This window comes from Parasphaerochaeta coccoides DSM 17374 (assembly GCF_000208385.1).
Taxonomy (GTDB): Bacteria; Spirochaetota; Spirochaetia; order Sphaerochaetales; family Sphaerochaetaceae; genus Parasphaerochaeta; species Parasphaerochaeta coccoides.
This window is the reverse complement of record NC_015436.1, coordinates 170957-188290: the sequence shown is the minus strand read 5'-3', so window position 1 is coordinate 188290 and position 17334 is coordinate 170957. Positions and strand designations below refer to the sequence as shown.

Here is a 17334-nt window from a genome sequence, read left to right as displayed (position 1 = left end):
ATGTGGCTGTTCCTCGCGTGCGTTTCAGCCTTAAGCGCCGGATTGACTGCAATCCTTGCAAAGGCAGGGTTGCAGAACGTGGACTCCCATGTGGCGACGGCAGTGAGGACTGCCCTTGTCCTTGTTTTCTCCTTGCTCATGGTTCTGCTTACCGGAAGCGGCATTGGCCTCGGTACTATTCCCCTGCAATCCTTCATCTTCCTGATTCTCTCCGGCATGGCGACCGGAGCGTCGTGGCTTTTCTATTTTACGGCTCTCCAGAGGGGGAATGTCCACCAGATTGCTCCGATTGATAAAAGCAGTACGATCATCACCATGCTGCTTGCCTTTGCCATCTTACACGAAGTCCCTACCCGTGTTTCCTGGGCAGGCATGGCTGTCATGGCCTGTGGTACATGGCTGATGTTGGACAGAAAGGGAGATTACCAAGGTTCCCGATTCACGTCATGGTTCGTGCCTGCAATCCTGTCCGCGTTTTGTGCGGCTGCTACGTCAATTTTGGTGAAAATCGGTCTGAAGGACATAGATTCCACTTTGGCAACGGCAATCAGGACGGGCGTAATCCTGATTATGTCACTGGTCATTGTCATAAGCCAGAAAAAGACTCACTTAATCATGAGCATTCCTCGCCGAAGCTGGCTCTTTTTGATGACAAGCGCGTTGACAACTGGTATTTCATGGCTGGCTTTCTACCGTGCCCTGCAACTGGGACCGGCCAGTATCGTCGTTCCGGTGGATAAGCTTAGCATTGTGGTGACGGTGCTGGCGGCCTGGCTGTTCCTGAAGGAAAAAGCGCGTCCGCGCACAATTCTTGGGTTGTTGCTTATCACGGCGGGTACGGGTATGCTTTTGATATAGTTCATTCATGAAAATGAAATAACATATTCAAGAGGCATTTTCAAAATTCAAGAAAGGGCTTCCATCGCCTTGCCATGCGCTTGTGGACAGGTTAAGACTGTTTATGCTTTTGAAAATTTTGAATATTTATTTGTTTCCGTTCTCGTGTGATGTCTATTTTAAAAATATCTCGATTGTTACAAAAATGTTAATTTTTCATGAAATAAGCATGTGTACTTGGTTGACACATACAAAGGCCGCGCCATAAACTTTATACTAGCCGGGTATTTCCCCCTGCTTTTTCCAATAAACATGGAGGCTTCCGGGTGAGTTTTGCGTTTATCGCTAGTATCGTGCTTGTTCTTTCCGTAATCTTTGTCAATGGCTGGACTGACGCGCCAAATGCAATAGGAAGCGCGGTCGGAACCCGTGCCATGAGTCCCAATTCAGCCATCTTCATGGCCTTTGTCTTCAATTTCCTCGGCGTCCTGCTTATGACAAGCATCAGTACGGAAGTCGCCGATACCATCAGTAAAATGGTTGATTTCAGTCCGCGCGGCGAGCTTGCCAACGTCGGAGACAGCACACAGAATGCCATCATAGTCCTTGCCGCGGCCATGTTCGCCATTGTCGTCTGGGCGACCGGCGCATGGTGGTTCGGCATCCCCACCAGTGAAAGCCATTCCCTCATTGCCGGCCTGACCGGAGCAGCCCTGGCTCTGGGAGGCGTTTCAGCGATCAACATGGCAGAATGGTCAAAGGTTCTCATCGGCCTTGTCGCATCCACGGTGCTAGGCTTCGGCTTGGGTTGGTTTCTCGTCAGGTTCATAGAAAAAATGGCCTGCCGCTACTCCCGCGCCCGATCGGATGGATTCTTCAGGCGCGCCCAGATTGCCGCCGCCGCCTTCATGGCATTCCTCCATGGAGCGCAGGACGGACAGAAATTCATGAGCGTCTTCATGCTTGCCTTGTTCTTGAACGGAAACGCCATGAAAGCGGCTGACGGTACGTTCAACATTCCTCTCTGGGTCATGCTGGTCTGTTCATCCATCATGGGCATCGGAACGCTGGTCGGAGGCAAAAAAATCATCAAGACGGTCGGCCTGGACATGGTGAAAATGCGCCCCTACCAAGGCTTTGCATCAGATGCGTCGGCAGGTGTCTCCCTTTTGCTCTCAACCCTTACCGGACTACCTGTATCCACCACGCACACGAAAACCACAGCGGTCATGGGCGTCGCGGCCAGCCGCAGGGTCTCCAGCGTTGACTGGAACATAGCCAAGGACATGGTGGCAGCGTGGCTGCTTACCTTTCCCGGCTGCGGACTGCTCGGCTTCCTTATGGCCAAGCTGTTCCTATACATCTTCTAGGAGGAATCCGCCCATGCTAGGGAAAAAGAAAGAAACAAACTATTATCATCTGTTGACGGACATGATCGGCTGCTCTGTCCGTTGCGCAGTCAAACTTGATGACCTGCTGAGAAATTATACTGACGTAGAGAATGCCGCTGATGCCATCCACGCGATTGAACATGAGGCTGATGAAAAACTCCACGACTTCTGTTACCACTTGAACCGCGCCTTCATCACCCCAATCGACCGTGAGGATCTGCTCCAGCTCGGAAGCCAGACAGATTCCATCACTGATGCTATTGAGGACATATCGCTGACGCTCGACATGCTGTCCGTCAAGACAGTGCGGGAAGACATCCTGCCCATATCTACGCTGATGGTCAAAGCCTGCGTCACCTTGCAGGAGGCTTTCAAGGAATTTGAGCATTTCAAGACATCAAAGAACTTGGCACGCCACATCATAGATGTCAACCATTGTGAAGAATCCGCCGACCGCCTGTATCGCAGCTGTGTGAAAACCCTCTATGCCGATGACAACGCCGATCCCCTCATGGTAATCAGATGGAAAGAAATCTATGAAGGCATGGAAAGCGTGATGGATGCCTGCGAGGATGTCGCCGATCTGATTGAAGCGATAGCCATAAAGAACAGATGATGCGCGATACTGTGAGATGATGTGAAATACCCGCATCCATTCCTGTCCCATCACTAGACGCTCCGCCATGCCCCATTGTAATCTAGAAGCATGAAGTCCTTGCCACCGCAAGGACTTAGCGTCTCCTACAGGGGACATCCCGTACATACGGAAGGACAAAATGTTAACTGCACTTCTGATGCAAGTGGTTCTGATTCTGCTCAACGCAGTGTTCGCAGGTTCGGAAATCGCCCTTCTCTCCGCCAATGAGAACAGAATGAAAGTTCTCGCCAACCGGGGAAACAAACGCGCCCTGGCTCTCCAGAAGCTGAAGGAAACCTCCACCGGCTACTTGGCGACAATCCAAATCGGAGTCTCATTGGCAGGTCTTCTCTCCGGAGCCTTTGCCGCGGACTCTCTTTCCGGATACCTTGTTGATGCCTTGGTCACTGCCGGCATCACCATTTCAGCCGGTACGTTGAAAACAATTTCCACCTTGCTCATCACGCTGATCCTTTCTTTCTGCATGCTCGTGTTCGGAGAGCTTGTGCCCAAGAAGGTCGCGCTTAGATATGCGGACTCCCTTGCCTTGGCTGTCGCCATCCCCTTGCGCTGGCTATCCTTGGCTACCTATCCTTTCGTCGCCCTGCTGACATTCACCACGAATTTGGTACTGAGGCTTTTCGGCATCAGGAAGGGAGATGCCGACCAGACGATGACCGAAGAAGACATACGTCTCATGGTCGATGCAGGCAGTGATTCCGGAATCATTGAAGATGATGAGCAGGAAATGATTCACAACATCTTCGACTTCAACGACAGCCCCATCTCAGAACTGATGACCCACCGTTCCGACATAGTGGCCATACCGGAAACGGCGTCCATGTCCGAAGTGTTCCACCTGGCAAATGACGGTCACTACTCACGCTTCCCTGTCTACAGGGATTCAATTGACAACATCATAGGAATCGTCCACATCAAGGACTTGTTCACCTTCTACGGACATGATGAAGAAAGCTTTGACCTGACATCAATCATCCGCCCTCCCTATTTTGTCCCCTTCAGCAAACTTGCCGATGATCTTTTCCGTGAGATGAAGAAGACCAAGACGCATATGGCCATCATCCTGGACGAATATGGCGGTACGCTGGGGCTGGTCACGATGGAAGACTTGATAGAACACGTCATGGGTCGTATTTATGATGAGCATGATGAAGAAGAATTGGTCATCCAGGCACAGGAGGACGGTTCCTATCTAATCAGCGGCATCGTTCCGATTTATGAAGTCAACGAAGAATTGGGTCTTGCCCTTCCGGAAGATGAATACGAAACCATCGGAGGTTTCTTGGTCGGACTGTTGGGCCGCATCCCGTCAGGCAGCGAGGACGTTGAGGATGTCATCTACCGGAATCTCACTTTCCATGTGGAAAAGGTTGAGGACAAGCGCATTGAAATCCTCAGACTGTACATTTCCCGGAGCGCAACCAAACGGAAAGAAGGCACGGCACAGGAAGAAACGACCGACGGAGAATGACGACAGGGCTGTCAGTCTCCGTGATTGCCTCATGACTTCCATGATATGCGCCTTGGCGGGTTCCAGTGTTCACGCCGCATGGCAGCCTGCAAGAAAGATGGTGCCAAGGGCTTGGGCGAAAGCCGTGTAGCGCGAGTACCAAGAGCAGCGCGTGTAAAAACGAAGGCTGATGGTACCGGCTATTGCCCCAGCACCGCCTTGCGGGGTGAGACGGAGAACCCGATGAACGCCGGTATCAGCGCTCCGACCAGTCCGATGAACCAGAAGACCAAGAGCGGCAGAAAATCCTCCCTTTGGATGGTGATGGCTATGTTCATACCTGTCCCGGAATCTATGAACGACGACAGCGTACCGGCGGCAAGCTGCCCGACAAAGAAACCTATCACTCCGGAGAGCAGAAAAATCACCGCTGACTGCATCCAGAGCGTCTGGAACACATATGCCCTGCTTGCTCCGAGAGTCCGGAGAAGCCCTATCCATCTGTACTTGGATGGAAGGGTTGCCAGCAGACTGAGAATCACAGAGAGGAAAACCAAAGCTTGCAGCATGTTACCCAATGTGGATATGACTGCTTTAAAATTACCGAAAAGTCCGAACAAGTACGTCAGAACCTCGGCAGGGAAAACGCTCGTCGTGCGTCCTGCATTGTTCTGGTATTCCGCCCTAAGCGCATACGCCGACGGAAAGTCGAGCGGCTTGACCAGTACAGCGCCGATTTTTGGCTCCTCATGGAGTTCTTCTTTTCCAACCTCCTCATGCTCCGCTTCTTCCCTATCTTCATCTTTATGGTCATGGTCGTGGTAGCCGTGGATTTCCCAGAGGCTCTGATACCACGTGATGATTGCCTTGTCCCATGGAGTACCTGTCTTTGCGGCTTTTCCCACGACAGTGTAGGAAATATCTTCATGACCATGCTCATTCCCCGCCTGTTCCTCCACATAGTCATGGACGCTCTTGAAGGCATCGCCGACCTTTAGACTGACGTCAGCTCCTACGACAGCCTCAAAGGTTTTTTCAAAGACACGGCCTTCCGTGGGGATGAGAGACTGCTTGATTATGAAGAAATCCTCACTGATGCCGATAACCGGAAAGCCCTGGTATGAATCGGCTATCGTGAACGGAGACACAGCGGCGACCCGCGAATCTTCCTTCAGTTCTTCGTATACTTCAAAATCCATCAAAGGCAGAGCATCTTCAGTCCGGAGAAAGACCGTGGCAAGGACAAGGTCGGTACTGCTCCCCGGCGCACCGACGACAAGATCATATTCCTGCGCGGTTTCAGCGGCGGAATCCACCACTGCCCGTTCCAGTGCCAGAGCTGCGACGTTGACGGAAAAAGCTATCGCCAGAAGAAGGAGCGTGCCTATGCTTGCCAGGACGTTCTTCTTCATGTCCGCCCCGACCATCCATAATGGGTTCATGTCGTTCCCCCTTTTCGTTCATTGAACGAAACCATCTGTCCATGAGAGATGTCGAGAATATAGTCAGCGTCATCCTTCACTTTCTTCTGATGTGATGAGATGACAAGCGTGGCTCCATTTTCACGCGCGGCGGTAAGCAGCAGAGTGGAAACAGTATCCTCATTGCCAGCGTCAAGGCTTGCCGTCGGTTCATCCGCCAGGATGATTGAAGGATTCTTCATCAAGGCGCGGGCTATGGAAACCCTCTGCATCTCTCCCCTGGAAAGGCTTCCCGCAAGGGCATGGATGCGCGGGACTCCCAGATGAGAAAGCAGGGCTTCTGCACGAATCCGGGTTTCAGGCGGTATGATAAAGTGGGAGAAAGTTAACGGCAGAAGCACGTTCTTCAGCGCGGAAAGAGAAGGGATGAGCTGGAAATCCTGAAAGACGATGCCCACATTATCCCGCCGCCAAGCATCCCGCGCATCGTTCGTCATTGTTGCAAGGTCATTTTTTCCCCATGTCACAGACCCAGAGTGAAGATGCTCCATGCCCGCCAACAGGAACAGCAAAGTCGATTTACCGGCTCCTGACGGCCCCGTAAGGACGACGACGCTTTTTTCCGGCACTTCAACGCGGGGAATCCTTATGAACGGAATGTTTCCCGGAGCAAAACTCCATGCCAGGTCATGAACAACCAGAGATGCACCCATAGCATCCTCCTTCGGCCTGTCGGCCATAGACTCATATGTCATTTATATGTCGCATCGACCAGACGCAATTGACTGACGAAACCCGTCATCGAATCCGTATACGAACCCATCTCCAACCTGCCTGTCACTGTGATATTCCTGTTGAGCTGTCTGAACGTTTCAGGGTGTTCAAGATAGATGACCACAATGTCGGATGGCCAGTCCGCGTCACTGTTGCAGTAGGGACATAGGGAAACAGGATTTTTCGTCAGGACGAAAAGATTACCCTTTGCCTTGAGCGGCGGAGCCATGAAACCGGTTATCTGGACAGTCTCGCCTTCCAGTGATTGAAGTTTGTCAGTGAACGACATGCCCAGTATTCCGTAGTTATAAAACTCATCGAACGTAATGCCGGAAACACTGTAGAGGGAAAGGACAGGCAAGACACACAGAATACACGCGGCACATGCTATCTTCCTCATAAAAAACACTCCCCTGTTTGCATGAAGTGACGGGATGGGCGGTTCATCCGTCCATCCCGGTACCAGTAAGAATGAATCTTACGGCTGGAGGCCAAGAGCCTGGGCAATATAGTGGAACACTGCCGTGTTCTCCTGATATGCCTTGACCTGCTCGCTGCCCGGACCGCTCATTGAAAGAAGCTGGTCATCGACAGAGTGGACTTCCTGGGACTCGGTATAGTCAAGGTTGCCTTCCATGAAGATTCCCTTGTCCTTGTACTGTGCATTGGCCACATAGTCACCCTTCTCGTTCGCAATAGCAGGGGCAAACACTCCGTCAAGATGCGGTTTGAAGGTCTCATAGTAGTCAGGATGGTTGCCAAAACCGACCGCAAGGCGAATTGAGACATCCGGCGTGTCGGGATATCCGTCGCCGTCAGCATCGACATAGTTCGGGAAACCGGCGTTAGCATATGTGCCGACCTTATCTCGGAGCCTGTCGCCAGGTCTGTCGTCGTTGACCGTGCCGTAGACACTGATTGAGTGAGTATGGTCGCCGGTGACGACGATGAGCGTATCAGGATTCTCCTTTTGGAAATCTTGGGCAATGCCGATAACCTTGTCGAACATGATGGTGTCGTACACGGCGCGTTCCCAATCCATCGGGTGCGTGTACTTGTCAACCAAGGCGGCCTCGACGACGAGCATGAAACCTTCCTTGTTCTTGGACAGGACATCCAAGGCGACCTGGGTCATCGTGGTGAGGTCAGGCTGGTCGGTGAACTGTGCTGACCATCCCTTGCCTTTGGTAAGGGTACGGTCGAGGTGTCCGTCCATGTTGCCGGTAGCAAAAAGTCCAAGGAGCCTGTCAGGAGCCGCGATGCCACGAAGCTTGGACAGCTCTGTGTTGCTCGTGATGAACTGGTAGCCAGCTTTTTGGAATTCGGAGACGTAGTTGATTTCATCAGTACGCTTGGAACCCTGGACTGATTTCGGGATGAAGTAGGCGCTGCCTCCACCAAGAATGACTTCAGGCATGACATCGAGGAAGGAACTCATCAGAGCGGACTTCTCGGCGCGGCGGCGGGTGTGGCCGACCACAGCGGCGGGTGTGGCATCCTGGAGTTCGGCGTCAGACACGATGCCGATGGATTTCTTCGTCGTGCGACGGATGATTTCAGCAAGGTTCTCTTGTTTCGGATCATCGAAAGGATCGGAGGTGCGGTCGGCATAGACGCCCAAAGCGTTGATGCTGGACTTGTGTCCGGTCATGTAGGCGCTCATCGAGTTGGCGCTGTCCACGGTGATGGCATCAACGGAGCTGGTTCCCATTGTGCCAAGACGATCCATCTTGTCCATGTTGAGCAAGCCTTGGGATGTTCCCTCCACATTGCCCCTGGACAACAGACGGGCGGCGGTGCGGTGGCCAATGGACAGTCCGTCGGCGACCAGGACGATGACGTTGCGGGCGACAGCTTGTTCAGCCTGCTCATTGACAGTCCACGTGACGCTCTTGGCAATCTTCCCGTTGACAGCGGCGCTGACCACATATTTCCCCGCAGGAAGCGTAACATCACGGACAATCAGCGCGGAAGCGGACATGCCTGCTTCATCTTTTTCTGTGACGAGGGCAGAACGCCTGCCGATTGTAGATGAGTAATTTTTGCCATTGATGGTCACATCGACATCCACGTTCTTCTGGATTTCATCAAATTCAACTTTGAAGTCAAAACGCGCACCGGCAAGAATCTCTGCCTTGTCCAGCGGGTATATGGTCACGGCCTGCAAACTGGCTGCGGCAAAGACCATCGCTGCAAGAAACAACAATACTTTCTTTTTCATGGGTTTCCTCCATTCAGGAGGCAGATTACCGGCCATATGCGAATTTTCCATGAGAGAACCATTCATAATGTGTTCATTTGCTCATATGTCCATATGGTCATTCCTGATGCGGGAACCTTGACGCTGCCTGCCTCTTCTCCGTATCCTCATGGCAAGCATGCATGACTTCCCTATCCTGAAAGATATCCACGATGCACACGATGCATCAGTCGCTCCAGCGGGATTACCGGTTCCGGAGGATTCCACACGACCATGCTTCACCAGCATCACAGCCGCCCTGGAGACAGGTTTTTCCAAGGTACTGATCCACCCCGGCATATATCGGGAGAAGCTGTCCGTTAACAGGGACAATGTCAGTTTCATCGGGACGGACGCTTCTTCCACCATCATTGTCTGGGACGATGCCCACCGGACGCTTGACGGTTCAGGACGCAAGCTCAGCACATCAGGAAGCGCAACAGTCACCCTGACTGGATCCCACTTTTCAGCGCATGGGCTGACATTCATGAATGACTTTGATTATCCCGGAGAATCCCGAAAGGCTCCGGACAGCAGTTCGGCAAGCGGACTACAGGCGGTGTCCGTCCGTGTCGCGGGAAACGCGGATGTCACGGTCTTCACCAGCTGCGCGTTCATCGGCTATCAGGATACGCTCTTTCTTGATGCGGGACGGGTATGGTTGAAAGATTGCACGATCAGCGGTCATGTGGACTTCATCTTCGGCAGCTCCCGTGCCGTCATGGAGGATTGCCTCATCATCTGCCGCCAGAGGGATGCCACCGAACAAGGTTTCATCTGCGCACCATCCACCAAGGCGGACATGCCCCATGGTTTCCTGTTCCTCCGCTGTACCCTTGAGAAGGAAACGTCCGCAGTCACTCCCGGCTCATACTGGCTGGGCAGGCCATGGCATCCCTCCGGAGATACGGAAGTCAACCCCAGCGCATGCTTCATCTCCTGCTTGATGGATGACCACATCCATCCGGAAGGCTGGACAAGCATGCACAGCAGAACTCCCCAAGGACGTGAAAGACGCTGGTATCCCGAAGAATCACGTTTTTGTGAATACGACACCACAGGTCCCGGAGCCCCGTCCACGGCGCCTCCTGCCCGCCGCTGTATCCTCGATGCGATGGAAGCACTGGCATGGGGACGGGAAACAGTCCTGTCCCCATGGGAGGATTTCACCCGCCCCTGGCCAGAAAGAGATCCTCTCTTTAGCCGAACAGATATTGGTTGACCAAGGACTGGATGTACTCCTGCTTGCCGCTTGTCTTTGTCTGCGGCGCGGTTTTTCCTATTCCCGCAAGTTGTTCGAGAGTCAATTTTCCTTTCTCAAAGTCAGCGCCTGAACCGGAATCAAAGCTGGAATACCGCTTGGCAAGCAAATCATCAACCACGCCATCAGAGATAATCCTGTCCGCCAGCGTCAGGCCGAGCGCAAAGGTATCAAATCCTAAAATGTGGGCAATAAACAAGTCTTCCATGTCCGTTGAGTTGCGGCGACGCTTGGCATCAAAGTTCAGCCCGCCTGTAGTGAAACCGCCGGAGCGCAGAATGACCATCATCGCCTCGACCGTCTGGTACACATCACAGGGGAACTCGTCGGTATCCCATCCGTTCTGGGCATCACCCTGGTTGGCGTCCACGCTTCCCAGAAGCCCGGCATCAGAGGCTACCTGAAGCTCATGGGCGAAGGTATGACCTGCCAAAGTGGCATGGTTGTTCTCAATATTCAGCCTGAAATCCTTCTCCAGCCCCTGTTCCTTGATGAACCCGATTGATGTCGCGGCATCATAGTCATACTGGTGTTTCGATGGCTCCATCGGCTTGGGTTCAATGTAATACGCACCGGAGAACCCAATCCTGCGTCCGTAATCCCTGGCCATGCGGAGGAAAGTCCCCATGTGCGCGGCTTCCCTTTTCATGTCGGTATTCCACAAGCTCATGTATCCCTCGCGCCCGCCCCAAAACGTATACCCTTCGCCTCCAAGAAAGACATTCACGTCAAGGCAGGTCTGTATCTGGAGAGCGGCACGGGCAACGACATTGAAGTCAGGATTGGTCGCGGCTCCGTTCATGTAGCGGGGATGGGAGAACAGGTTTGCCGTGTTCCACAGCAGCTTCACCCCGGTCTTGTCCTGGAGGGTACGGAAAATACGGGCAATCTCCCAGTAATTCTTCTGGTACTCATCCACGTTATCTCCTTCCGGAGCGACATCGGCATCATGGAAACAGTAATAGGGAGCGCCAATCTTGGTAAAGAACTCGAAAGCCGCCTGAGCCTTCAAATGCGCGGCGGTCATGGGATTCGCATGGTTCCACGGGAAATCATGGGATGCCCGTCCAAAGGGATCCGCGCCGTCGGCGCAGAAGCTGTGCCAGTAAGCGATGGCAAAACGCAGGTGTTCCTTCATAGTCTTCCCGGCAATCTTCTTGGCGGGATCATAGAACTTGAAGGCAAGGGGATTGTCCGACCGCGGACCCTCGAACCGGATGGCTCCGATGCCTGTGAAGAACTCTTGGTCACCGGTGAAATACTGTGCTGACATATTTTCTCTCCTCTTGTTCCCCATGCATCCTTGCTTCGGGGAAACCGTTTCATGCATGAACACTCTTGAACCTTTATGAGAACAATGGCGCTACGTTCCCTACATAGGAAAGGTAGCGTACATACGCTTCCTGATACAAAGGCACGACGGAAGCATTGGGCATACAGGCGGAATTCCCATCCAGCACCACGTGTTCCGTGATGATATCGGTCAGTTCTTCTGGCTCGCCCTTCTCCGTCCCCCACGCCCAGTATGCCTGGAGGACTGCGCCGAAAGCCGCGGCTTCGGTTACCTGGGGCACGACGACAGGCACGTCGCACACATCAGCAACCATGTGTCGCCATGGCCCCGACTTAGCCCCTCCGCCAATCAGCCGTATCTCGGTGATAGGGAACCCCAGCTCCTTGAACGCATCCAAGCCATATTTCAAACCGAATACCGCAGACTCCATCGCCGCCCTGCTGATATGGGCTTCCGTCATGTTTTCCGAAGTGAACCCCATCAGGCATCCTTTGCCATGAGGATAGTTTGGCGTGCGTTCTCCGTTGAAATAAGGAAGCATCACAAGGCCGCCGCTTCCCACAGGGGCTTCCATGGCAAGGGCATCGAAGGACTTCACATCCTTGCCAAAGAGCTCGCGAACCCGTTCCGTGGCGACAGTGCAGTTCATGGTACACAGCAGGGGCAGCCATGCTCCGCTCGAAGAACAGAACGCCGCAAGCCGTCCTTTGGAGTCGATGACCGGATGGGAATAACATCCGAACACAGTACCCGATGTTCCCAGACTCATGGTCAGGGGGCCGTCCGCGACAGTACCCGTGCCAATGGCACCCATCATGTTGTCCCCGCCTCCGGAAGACACCAGGACGCCACGGGGTATTCCCAAGAGTCCGGCGGCGCGGGAACAGACATGTCCTGCTGGCTCGGATGCCTCCCTCAAAGGCGGCAACATTTTTCTAAGGTCACGTTCCGAATCCACGGCTGCAAGTATTCGCTCCGACCATGTACGGCTGCGAATGTCCATTAAAGCTGTGCCTGATGCGTCTCCGTATTCCATGGAGTATTCGCCTGTCAGGAAAAAGTTCACGTAATCATGGGGAAGCAAAATCATGTCCAGCCTGTCATAGGACTGCTGCTCGTGTTTTTTCAGCCAGAGTATCTTGGACGCGGTATATCCAGGCAGAATCGGATTGCCCTCACGGGAAAGCAGATCATCCATCCCGCCAAGGGCATGATTCAATTCACCACACTCCGCCGCCGTGGATGTGTCGTTCCACAGCTTCACCGGACGGATTACCTCCCCCGCGGCATCGACCGGGACAAATCCGTGCTGCTGGCCGGAGACTCCTATGGCTTCTACCTGTTCCCGTATGGCAGGATCCACTTGGGAAAAACAGGCTATGATAGCCTCAATCCACCATGAGGCATCCTGTTCCCGTGTCCCGTCCGGCCTCTCGGTCAGGCCATACGCTTTCTGGGTCAGCGCGAGTGTCTTGCGGGACGTGGTGTCGTACCACAAGGTCTTCGTACTCTGGGTTCCTACGTCAATACCAACGATAATTGCCATGGAATGTCCTCCCGCAGATTACTTTCAGTATCATTTCCCTCGTCTTATGAAGAAATAGACAGAATTGCCAAGACATATATATAATTGACCTATGGATATCATGGACGCTGTATTCGTATATCAGATGAAGGAAAAAAAGGAGTTGCGCTGGCATGGACGTGTCCATGGCCATGGCACAGGGCAATACGAAATACATTATTTCCTTGACGGCAGCGGCAGCTTCACCAATGGCAATACCCGTTTCACCCTGAAATCCGGCTCTTTCTTCGTCTCTCCGCCCCAGGTCGTCCACAGCATCCAAGCTGAGGAAAAGGATCCTGTAACATATTACGCCGTACTCCTGACCATAGGCAAGGAAGAAGAAAAACTATGTGATGTGCTTGACAGCCTCTTTGCGTCTTCTCCCCACATGCTGGGGACGAACCATCGTTTTTTCTTTGAAGAAATCCGGGAGAAAGGCTTGTCTTCTTCCGCCCTGCGCCGTCAGGAAGCATGCCACCAGCTCTTTTCACTTCTCTACCAGATTGCCGGGACGCCGGAGGCCATCACGGGTTCCCGGGACGACCATCTCATTGAAAGGGCCCTGCGGTTCATGCAAAGACATGTCAGGGATTCCATCTCCCTTGGCGATATCTGTGGAGATCTCAGGCTCAGCGATTCCTATTTCATACGTCTGTTCAAAAAAAGGATGCACCAAGCGCCTATGAAACATTTCATGCGTCTCAAGGTTGAAGCGGCCAGTGCGCTGCTGACATCGACCGATAAATCAATCAAGGAAATCGCCGCTCACTTGAGTTATTCAAGCGAGTTTCATTTCAGCAAGCAGTTCAAAAGTCATACCGGGCTGTCCCCTTCGGTCTACCGGAGCCATTACCAGCAGCCTATTGGGTACATCAGCGAAGGGAATGTACAACCTGCGCCTGTTCCCCGTCATGAACGGCTGCGGCATCACGGAGGACTTTCTTCTCCAGAAACTCAAGAACCGGTTGACGCGTTCTTTTTGGCGGGAGGATATGGCACAGGCGACAGCCTGGGTAGTCTGCATGTCCTGAAGGTTTCCATAAAGGATGGCATGCCTGCCCTCTCATGGCATGGAGCTTCCCAGGAATCCGTGAATCCTTCATATATCGCCGTGGACAGGAAGAAAAACATTGTCTATGCGGTCAATGAAATTTTCACGCCTCCGCTCATGGGTTCCGTGTCCGCGTTCCATGTTTCCACATCCCTGCATCTGGAACAGGATGTCGTGTTCACACATCAGGGGGGATGCGCCTGTCATGTCTCGCTTTCTCCCGATCATGATGAGCTGTGGTGTTGCCAGTATCTGGCAGGTACGGTCACGGGCATCGGGCTGGATGAAAAAGGCATGCCTGTCAGTGTCCTTCATACCATTGTCCATGAGGGCAGCGGTCAGGATTCGGAGAGACAGGCTTCTCCCCATCCTCATTGCGCCTTGCCGGATCCCCGTGGCGGCGGCCTCTATGTGGCTGACCTGGGTACTGATTGTCTGTATCGGTACAATGTAAAGACATGGGCTTCCCCGGAAGTCTTCCGGCTTCCTCCGGGAACGGGTCCCCGTCACCTTGCGGTGAGTCAAGACGGGCGTTTTCTCTATCTTGTCAGCGAACTGTCCAACCAATTGTTCACGTTCATCAGGGAAAAGGACTCGCTTCATCTCATCGATACCCGTGAATTATGCCCTGAATGTCCTGATGCTTCGGGTGAAACGTATGCCGCCGGTATTTTCCTGGCTTTCGGCGGAAGAAGACTCTATGTTTCTCTCCGTGGCGCGGATGAAATTCTTATCTATGATGTCGACGCATCCTCCGGGTGTGCGCGACTTCTCCAGCGTCATGAGTCGGGAGGGGCATGGCCGCGTTCTTTTTCTGTCGATGACAGGAATCTCTTGTTGCTTGCCGCGCATCAGAAATCACATGACATCACGGCATGGAGGCTCACGCAGGACGGCCTGTTCATGGAGGGCGAACCGGTACGGATAAGCTCTCCCGGAGCTGTATGCATTGTACCGTTGTGCTGATGTTGCTGCTGGGTTGATATTCGCTGGCGGTATATCCAGGGAACATCAGCTTGCCCGGCTTCTGCCTTTGCGATATGGTCAGAATATGGAAGAAAACGAAAAAATTTCCCCTAAGGAAGAATCAGCCGACCTCATGAAACCCATTGACCCGATGGAGCAGAAAGCCTTGATCATCAATGGTTTCAGCCGTGAAGAAACTTTCATGATTGTCGATATCGTGAAGAAGGCTTTCGGACGAGAGCATGACATCATCTTTGCCATAACCACGAAACATTCCATTGTCCGTCCGTTGAAGGACATTCTAACGGAACTGGCGGGAGACCATGCGTTCATGAAGAAGAATCCTCCTGGACGGAATTGACCCCGTAAGTCACACTATGAACCAACGTGTCAACGACTGATGCTCCCCTCTCCGGTCAATGGTGATGAAATTACCTGCCCTGCGCCCACACCCAATCAATGTGAATACGCATGATCTCCACATCCTCCCATGTTTCCTTAAAAGGTCAAACCACGTCACCTACTTTTGGATAAAATTGTACGCATATAAACAGTGCCATATCCTCATGTTGCTCTCCACACAATGATAAAGTATTATGAAGATTATGGCTGACTACATTCTCTCGCGACACATGCAAAGAATTTTATCCTTGGCCCGCAGACTTTCCGCTCATGATGTCACCACACTCACCGAAGAACAGATTGCCGAACTGAATAACCGTTCCATCCCCAAGAACTGGATGACCCGCCGCCTGCTCAGCCGACCAATGAAATACGTGGACACCAAGACTTTCATCATTCCCGTGAAGGACGGAGCCGTGACCGCTTATTATTTCGAGCCTCGCCACGACAAGAATGATGTGATAGGCGTGATTCCCCTCATTGTCTTCTACCATGGAGGCGGATGGATGATTGGGAACATGGAACTGTACAACATCCTGTGTTCCAGGCTTGCCAGTGAGACACACTCCATCATCCTATCGGTCGATTATCGTCTGGCTCCACGCCACAAGTTCCCCACCGCCGTTGAAGACTGCTATGCGGCATTGGAATGGGCAGCCCAAGGAGCGCGTTATTGGAAAGCAGACCCTGACAGGATTTTCTTGGCGGGAGATAGCGCGGGAGGCAACCTTGCCACGGTGGTCAGCCGCCTTGCACGGGATCGCAAGGGGCCTCATATAGCCGGACAGATGCTGCTCTATCCGGTGACCGATGGCAGGATGAGAACGGACAGCTATATAGAACATGAAGATTCCCCTACCTTGACCAAAAAGGAAATAGCCTTCTATATCCAGAACTATCAAAAGGAACCGAAAGACATCCTGAATCCAGATTTCTCACCCCTTCTCTCCACCGATCTTTCCCGTCTTCCTCCCGCATTGATCATTGGCGCCGAGTATGATCCTTTGAAGGACGACGGACGGCTCTATGCCCAGGCACTGGAAGCCGCCGATTCTCCTGCCCGGTACCTGGAGGTGAAACAGACCGTCCACGGGTTCATCATCTATCCCTCGGCAACCGGTTCTTTGGAAACAGAATCCGCGATGAAACAGTTCATTGATGGACGGACTCTGGAATCAATTTCCCTGACCACCCAGAAAGAACTCAAGAGACAGGCACGGGAAGAACTGAAACAGGCACGCAGGACGAATAAAAACCTGATTGAAGCATCCATAGGGGAACGATGAGCCGGATTGCTGGAGCTTTGATTTCACCTGCACCACCAGCAAGAGATGAAGTTTTGAAGAATGTATTGAGGCGCACATAACAAATAAAAACAAAAGCGCAGGAAAAGAAAATGGAAAATGATGAAACGAGTAGACGTATTATAGAACCATTACAGAATCAAATGCTTGCCGCACTGTCTGTTCTTAATCAATGCATTAATAATTGCCCACATGATGAATGGAATAAATCGCATAATGATAGTCCTTTTTCTCAAGTATTGTGGCATGTACTTTTCTATGCAGACCTTTATTTATCCACAAGCATATCAGAATTTAAATCACAGGTATTTCATAGGGAACATGAAAATATTTTTAGAGGTTATGAGGAATTGGAATGGAGAAAACCAGAAAAAACATACACCAGGGATGAAATAATATTATATTACGACTTTTGTAGAAATAAGATAAAAGAATACTTCACACGTATACATGAAAATGATTTGTATAAAAAAAGCAATCACAAAAATATGACGATGATAGAAGCACTAATAGAAATTACAAGGCATATACAGCATCATGCCGCTCAATTAGGATTAAGAGTGCAACAAATAACAGGCAAGGAACTGGAATGGATCAATAAATGAACAAGAAAATATTATTTTTTTGGAGTCATTGCCCAAACTTTTAACGCTTTTGCAGCAGCCCTATCACTGCCCCACGTCTGGGGGCTTGCAGTCACCCCTGCCCGCATTGCCCGC

General features: G+C 52.2%; 15 protein-coding genes. 9 read left to right on the top strand and 6 right to left on the bottom strand.

Features of this window, described 5'->3' with window-relative positions; genetic code table 11:
• From SPICO_RS00820 to SPICO_RS00805, 4 genes are all read left to right on the top strand, one after another.
• Positions 1-858, top strand: a complete 858-nt coding sequence (locus SPICO_RS00820) for an EamA family transporter (RefSeq protein WP_013738799.1) — start codon at positions 1-3, stop codon at positions 856-858.
• Positions 859-1163: 305 nt separating this feature from the next.
• Positions 1164-2207, top strand: coding sequence for an inorganic phosphate transporter (locus SPICO_RS00815; protein ID WP_013738798.1), 1044 nt, complete (start codon positions 1164-1166; stop codon positions 2205-2207).
• A 13-nt stretch (positions 2208-2220) separates the two neighbouring features.
• The gene (locus SPICO_RS00810; RefSeq protein WP_013738797.1) at positions 2221-2844 is read left to right on the top strand and encodes a DUF47 domain-containing protein; all 624 of its coding nucleotides are present in this window, start codon (positions 2221-2223) and stop codon (positions 2842-2844) included.
• Positions 2845-3004: 160 nt separating this feature from the next.
• On the top strand, positions 3005-4357 hold the full coding sequence (locus SPICO_RS00805; RefSeq protein ID WP_013738796.1) for a hemolysin family protein: 1353 nt from the start codon (positions 3005-3007) through the stop codon (positions 4355-4357).
• A 179-nt stretch (positions 4358-4536) separates the two neighbouring features.
• On the opposite strand, the gene SPICO_RS00800 is transcribed toward SPICO_RS00805, so the two are convergent.
• The 4 genes from SPICO_RS00800 to SPICO_RS00785 form a co-directional block, all read right to left on the bottom strand.
• Positions 4537-5778: an ABC transporter permease gene (locus SPICO_RS00800; protein WP_013738795.1), complete on the bottom strand. Its 1242-nt coding sequence runs from the start codon at positions 5776-5778 to the stop codon at positions 4537-4539.
• Positions 5775-6470: an ABC transporter ATP-binding protein gene (locus SPICO_RS00795; RefSeq protein WP_013738794.1), complete on the bottom strand. Its 696-nt coding sequence runs from the start codon at positions 6468-6470 to the stop codon at positions 5775-5777. Before SPICO_RS00795 ends, SPICO_RS00800 begins: the two co-directional genes overlap by 4 nt.
• Positions 6471-6508: 38 nt before the next feature.
• Positions 6509-6931 (bottom strand): hypothetical protein, encoded by a 423-nt coding sequence (locus SPICO_RS00790; RefSeq protein WP_013738793.1) that lies wholly within the window; start codon positions 6929-6931, stop codon positions 6509-6511.
• A gap of 78 nt (positions 6932-7009) precedes the next feature.
• Positions 7010-8752 carry an alkaline phosphatase gene (locus SPICO_RS00785; protein ID WP_013738792.1) on the bottom strand — a complete coding sequence of 581 codons (1743 nt, stop codon included), beginning with the start codon at positions 8750-8752 and terminating at the stop codon, positions 7010-7012.
• 157 nt (positions 8753-8909) lie between these two features.
• On the opposite strand from SPICO_RS00785, the gene SPICO_RS09600 reads away from it, so the two are divergent.
• Positions 8910-9992: a pectinesterase family protein gene (locus SPICO_RS09600; protein WP_013738791.1), complete on the top strand. Its 1083-nt coding sequence runs from the start codon at positions 8910-8912 to the stop codon at positions 9990-9992.
• Here the strand turns inward: SPICO_RS09600 and xylA are convergent.
• Together xylA and xylB are read right to left on the bottom strand one after the other, a co-directional pair.
• Complete coding sequence (gene xylA, locus SPICO_RS00775; protein ID WP_013738790.1) at positions 9970-11304, bottom strand: xylose isomerase; 1335 nt, start codon at positions 11302-11304, stop codon at positions 9970-9972. The two genes, SPICO_RS09600 and xylA, sit on opposite strands and share 23 nt — an antisense overlap.
• Positions 11305-11377: 73 nt before the next feature.
• Positions 11378-12871, bottom strand: coding sequence for a xylulokinase (xylB, locus tag SPICO_RS00770; RefSeq protein WP_013738789.1), 1494 nt, complete (start codon positions 12869-12871; stop codon positions 11378-11380).
• 124 nt (positions 12872-12995) lie between these two features.
• On the opposite strand from xylB, the gene SPICO_RS09595 reads away from it, so the two are divergent.
• The 4 genes from SPICO_RS09595 to SPICO_RS00750 all read left to right on the top strand — a co-directional run bounded on the left by SPICO_RS09595 (position 12996) and on the right by SPICO_RS00750 (position 17220).
• Positions 12996-14909, top strand: coding sequence for a beta-propeller fold lactonase family protein (locus tag SPICO_RS09595; RefSeq protein WP_215904619.1), 1914 nt, complete (start codon positions 12996-12998; stop codon positions 14907-14909).
• Positions 14893-15270, top strand: a complete 378-nt coding sequence (locus tag SPICO_RS00760; protein ID WP_013738787.1) for a DUF3783 domain-containing protein — start codon at positions 14893-14895, stop codon at positions 15268-15270. Before SPICO_RS09595 ends, SPICO_RS00760 begins: the two co-directional genes overlap by 17 nt.
• A 235-nt stretch (positions 15271-15505) precedes the next feature.
• Positions 15506-16597, top strand: coding sequence for an alpha/beta hydrolase (locus tag SPICO_RS00755; RefSeq protein ID WP_013738786.1), 1092 nt, complete (start codon positions 15506-15508; stop codon positions 16595-16597).
• A 110-nt stretch (positions 16598-16707) separates the two neighbouring features.
• Positions 16708-17220, top strand: a complete 513-nt coding sequence (locus tag SPICO_RS00750) for a DinB family protein (protein WP_013738785.1) — start codon at positions 16708-16710, stop codon at positions 17218-17220.
• Positions 17221-17334 lie beyond the last annotated feature (114 nt).

Bases quoted from the DNA above. Each gene is read 5' to 3' on its own strand.
- SPICO_RS00820 (WP_013738799.1), top strand. From the start codon at position 1: ATGTGGCTGTTCCTCGCGTGCGTTTCAGCCTTAAGCGCCGGATTGACT.
- SPICO_RS00810 (WP_013738797.1), top strand. From the start codon at position 2,221: ATGCTAGGGAAAAAGAAAGAAACAAACTATTATCATCTGTTGACGGAC.
- SPICO_RS00805 (WP_013738796.1), top strand. From the start codon at position 3,005: ATGTTAACTGCACTTCTGATGCAAGTGGTTCTGATTCTGCTCAACGCA.
- SPICO_RS00800 (WP_013738795.1), bottom strand. From the start codon at position 5,778: ATGAACCCATTATGGATGGTCGGGGCGGACATGAAGAAGAACGTCCTG.
- SPICO_RS00795 (WP_013738794.1), bottom strand. From the start codon at position 6,470: ATGGGTGCATCTCTGGTTGTTCATGACCTGGCATGGAGTTTTGCTCCG.
- SPICO_RS00790 (WP_013738793.1), bottom strand. From the start codon at position 6,931: ATGAGGAAGATAGCATGTGCCGCGTGTATTCTGTGTGTCTTGCCTGTC.
- SPICO_RS00785 (WP_013738792.1), bottom strand. From the start codon at position 8,752: ATGAAAAAGAAAGTATTGTTGTTTCTTGCAGCGATGGTCTTTGCCGCA.
- SPICO_RS09600 (WP_013738791.1), top strand. From the start codon at position 8,910: ATGCATGACTTCCCTATCCTGAAAGATATCCACGATGCACACGATGCA.
- xylA (WP_013738790.1), bottom strand. From the start codon at position 11,304: ATGTCAGCACAGTATTTCACCGGTGACCAAGAGTTCTTCACAGGCATC.
- xylB (WP_013738789.1), bottom strand. From the start codon at position 12,871: ATGGCAATTATCGTTGGTATTGACGTAGGAACCCAGAGTACGAAGACC.
- SPICO_RS09595 (WP_215904619.1), top strand. From the start codon at position 12,996: ATGAAGGAAAAAAAGGAGTTGCGCTGGCATGGACGTGTCCATGGCCAT.
- SPICO_RS00755 (WP_013738786.1), top strand. From the start codon at position 15,506: ATGAAGATTATGGCTGACTACATTCTCTCGCGACACATGCAAAGAATT.
- SPICO_RS00750 (WP_013738785.1), top strand. From the start codon at position 16,708: ATGGAAAATGATGAAACGAGTAGACGTATTATAGAACCATTACAGAAT.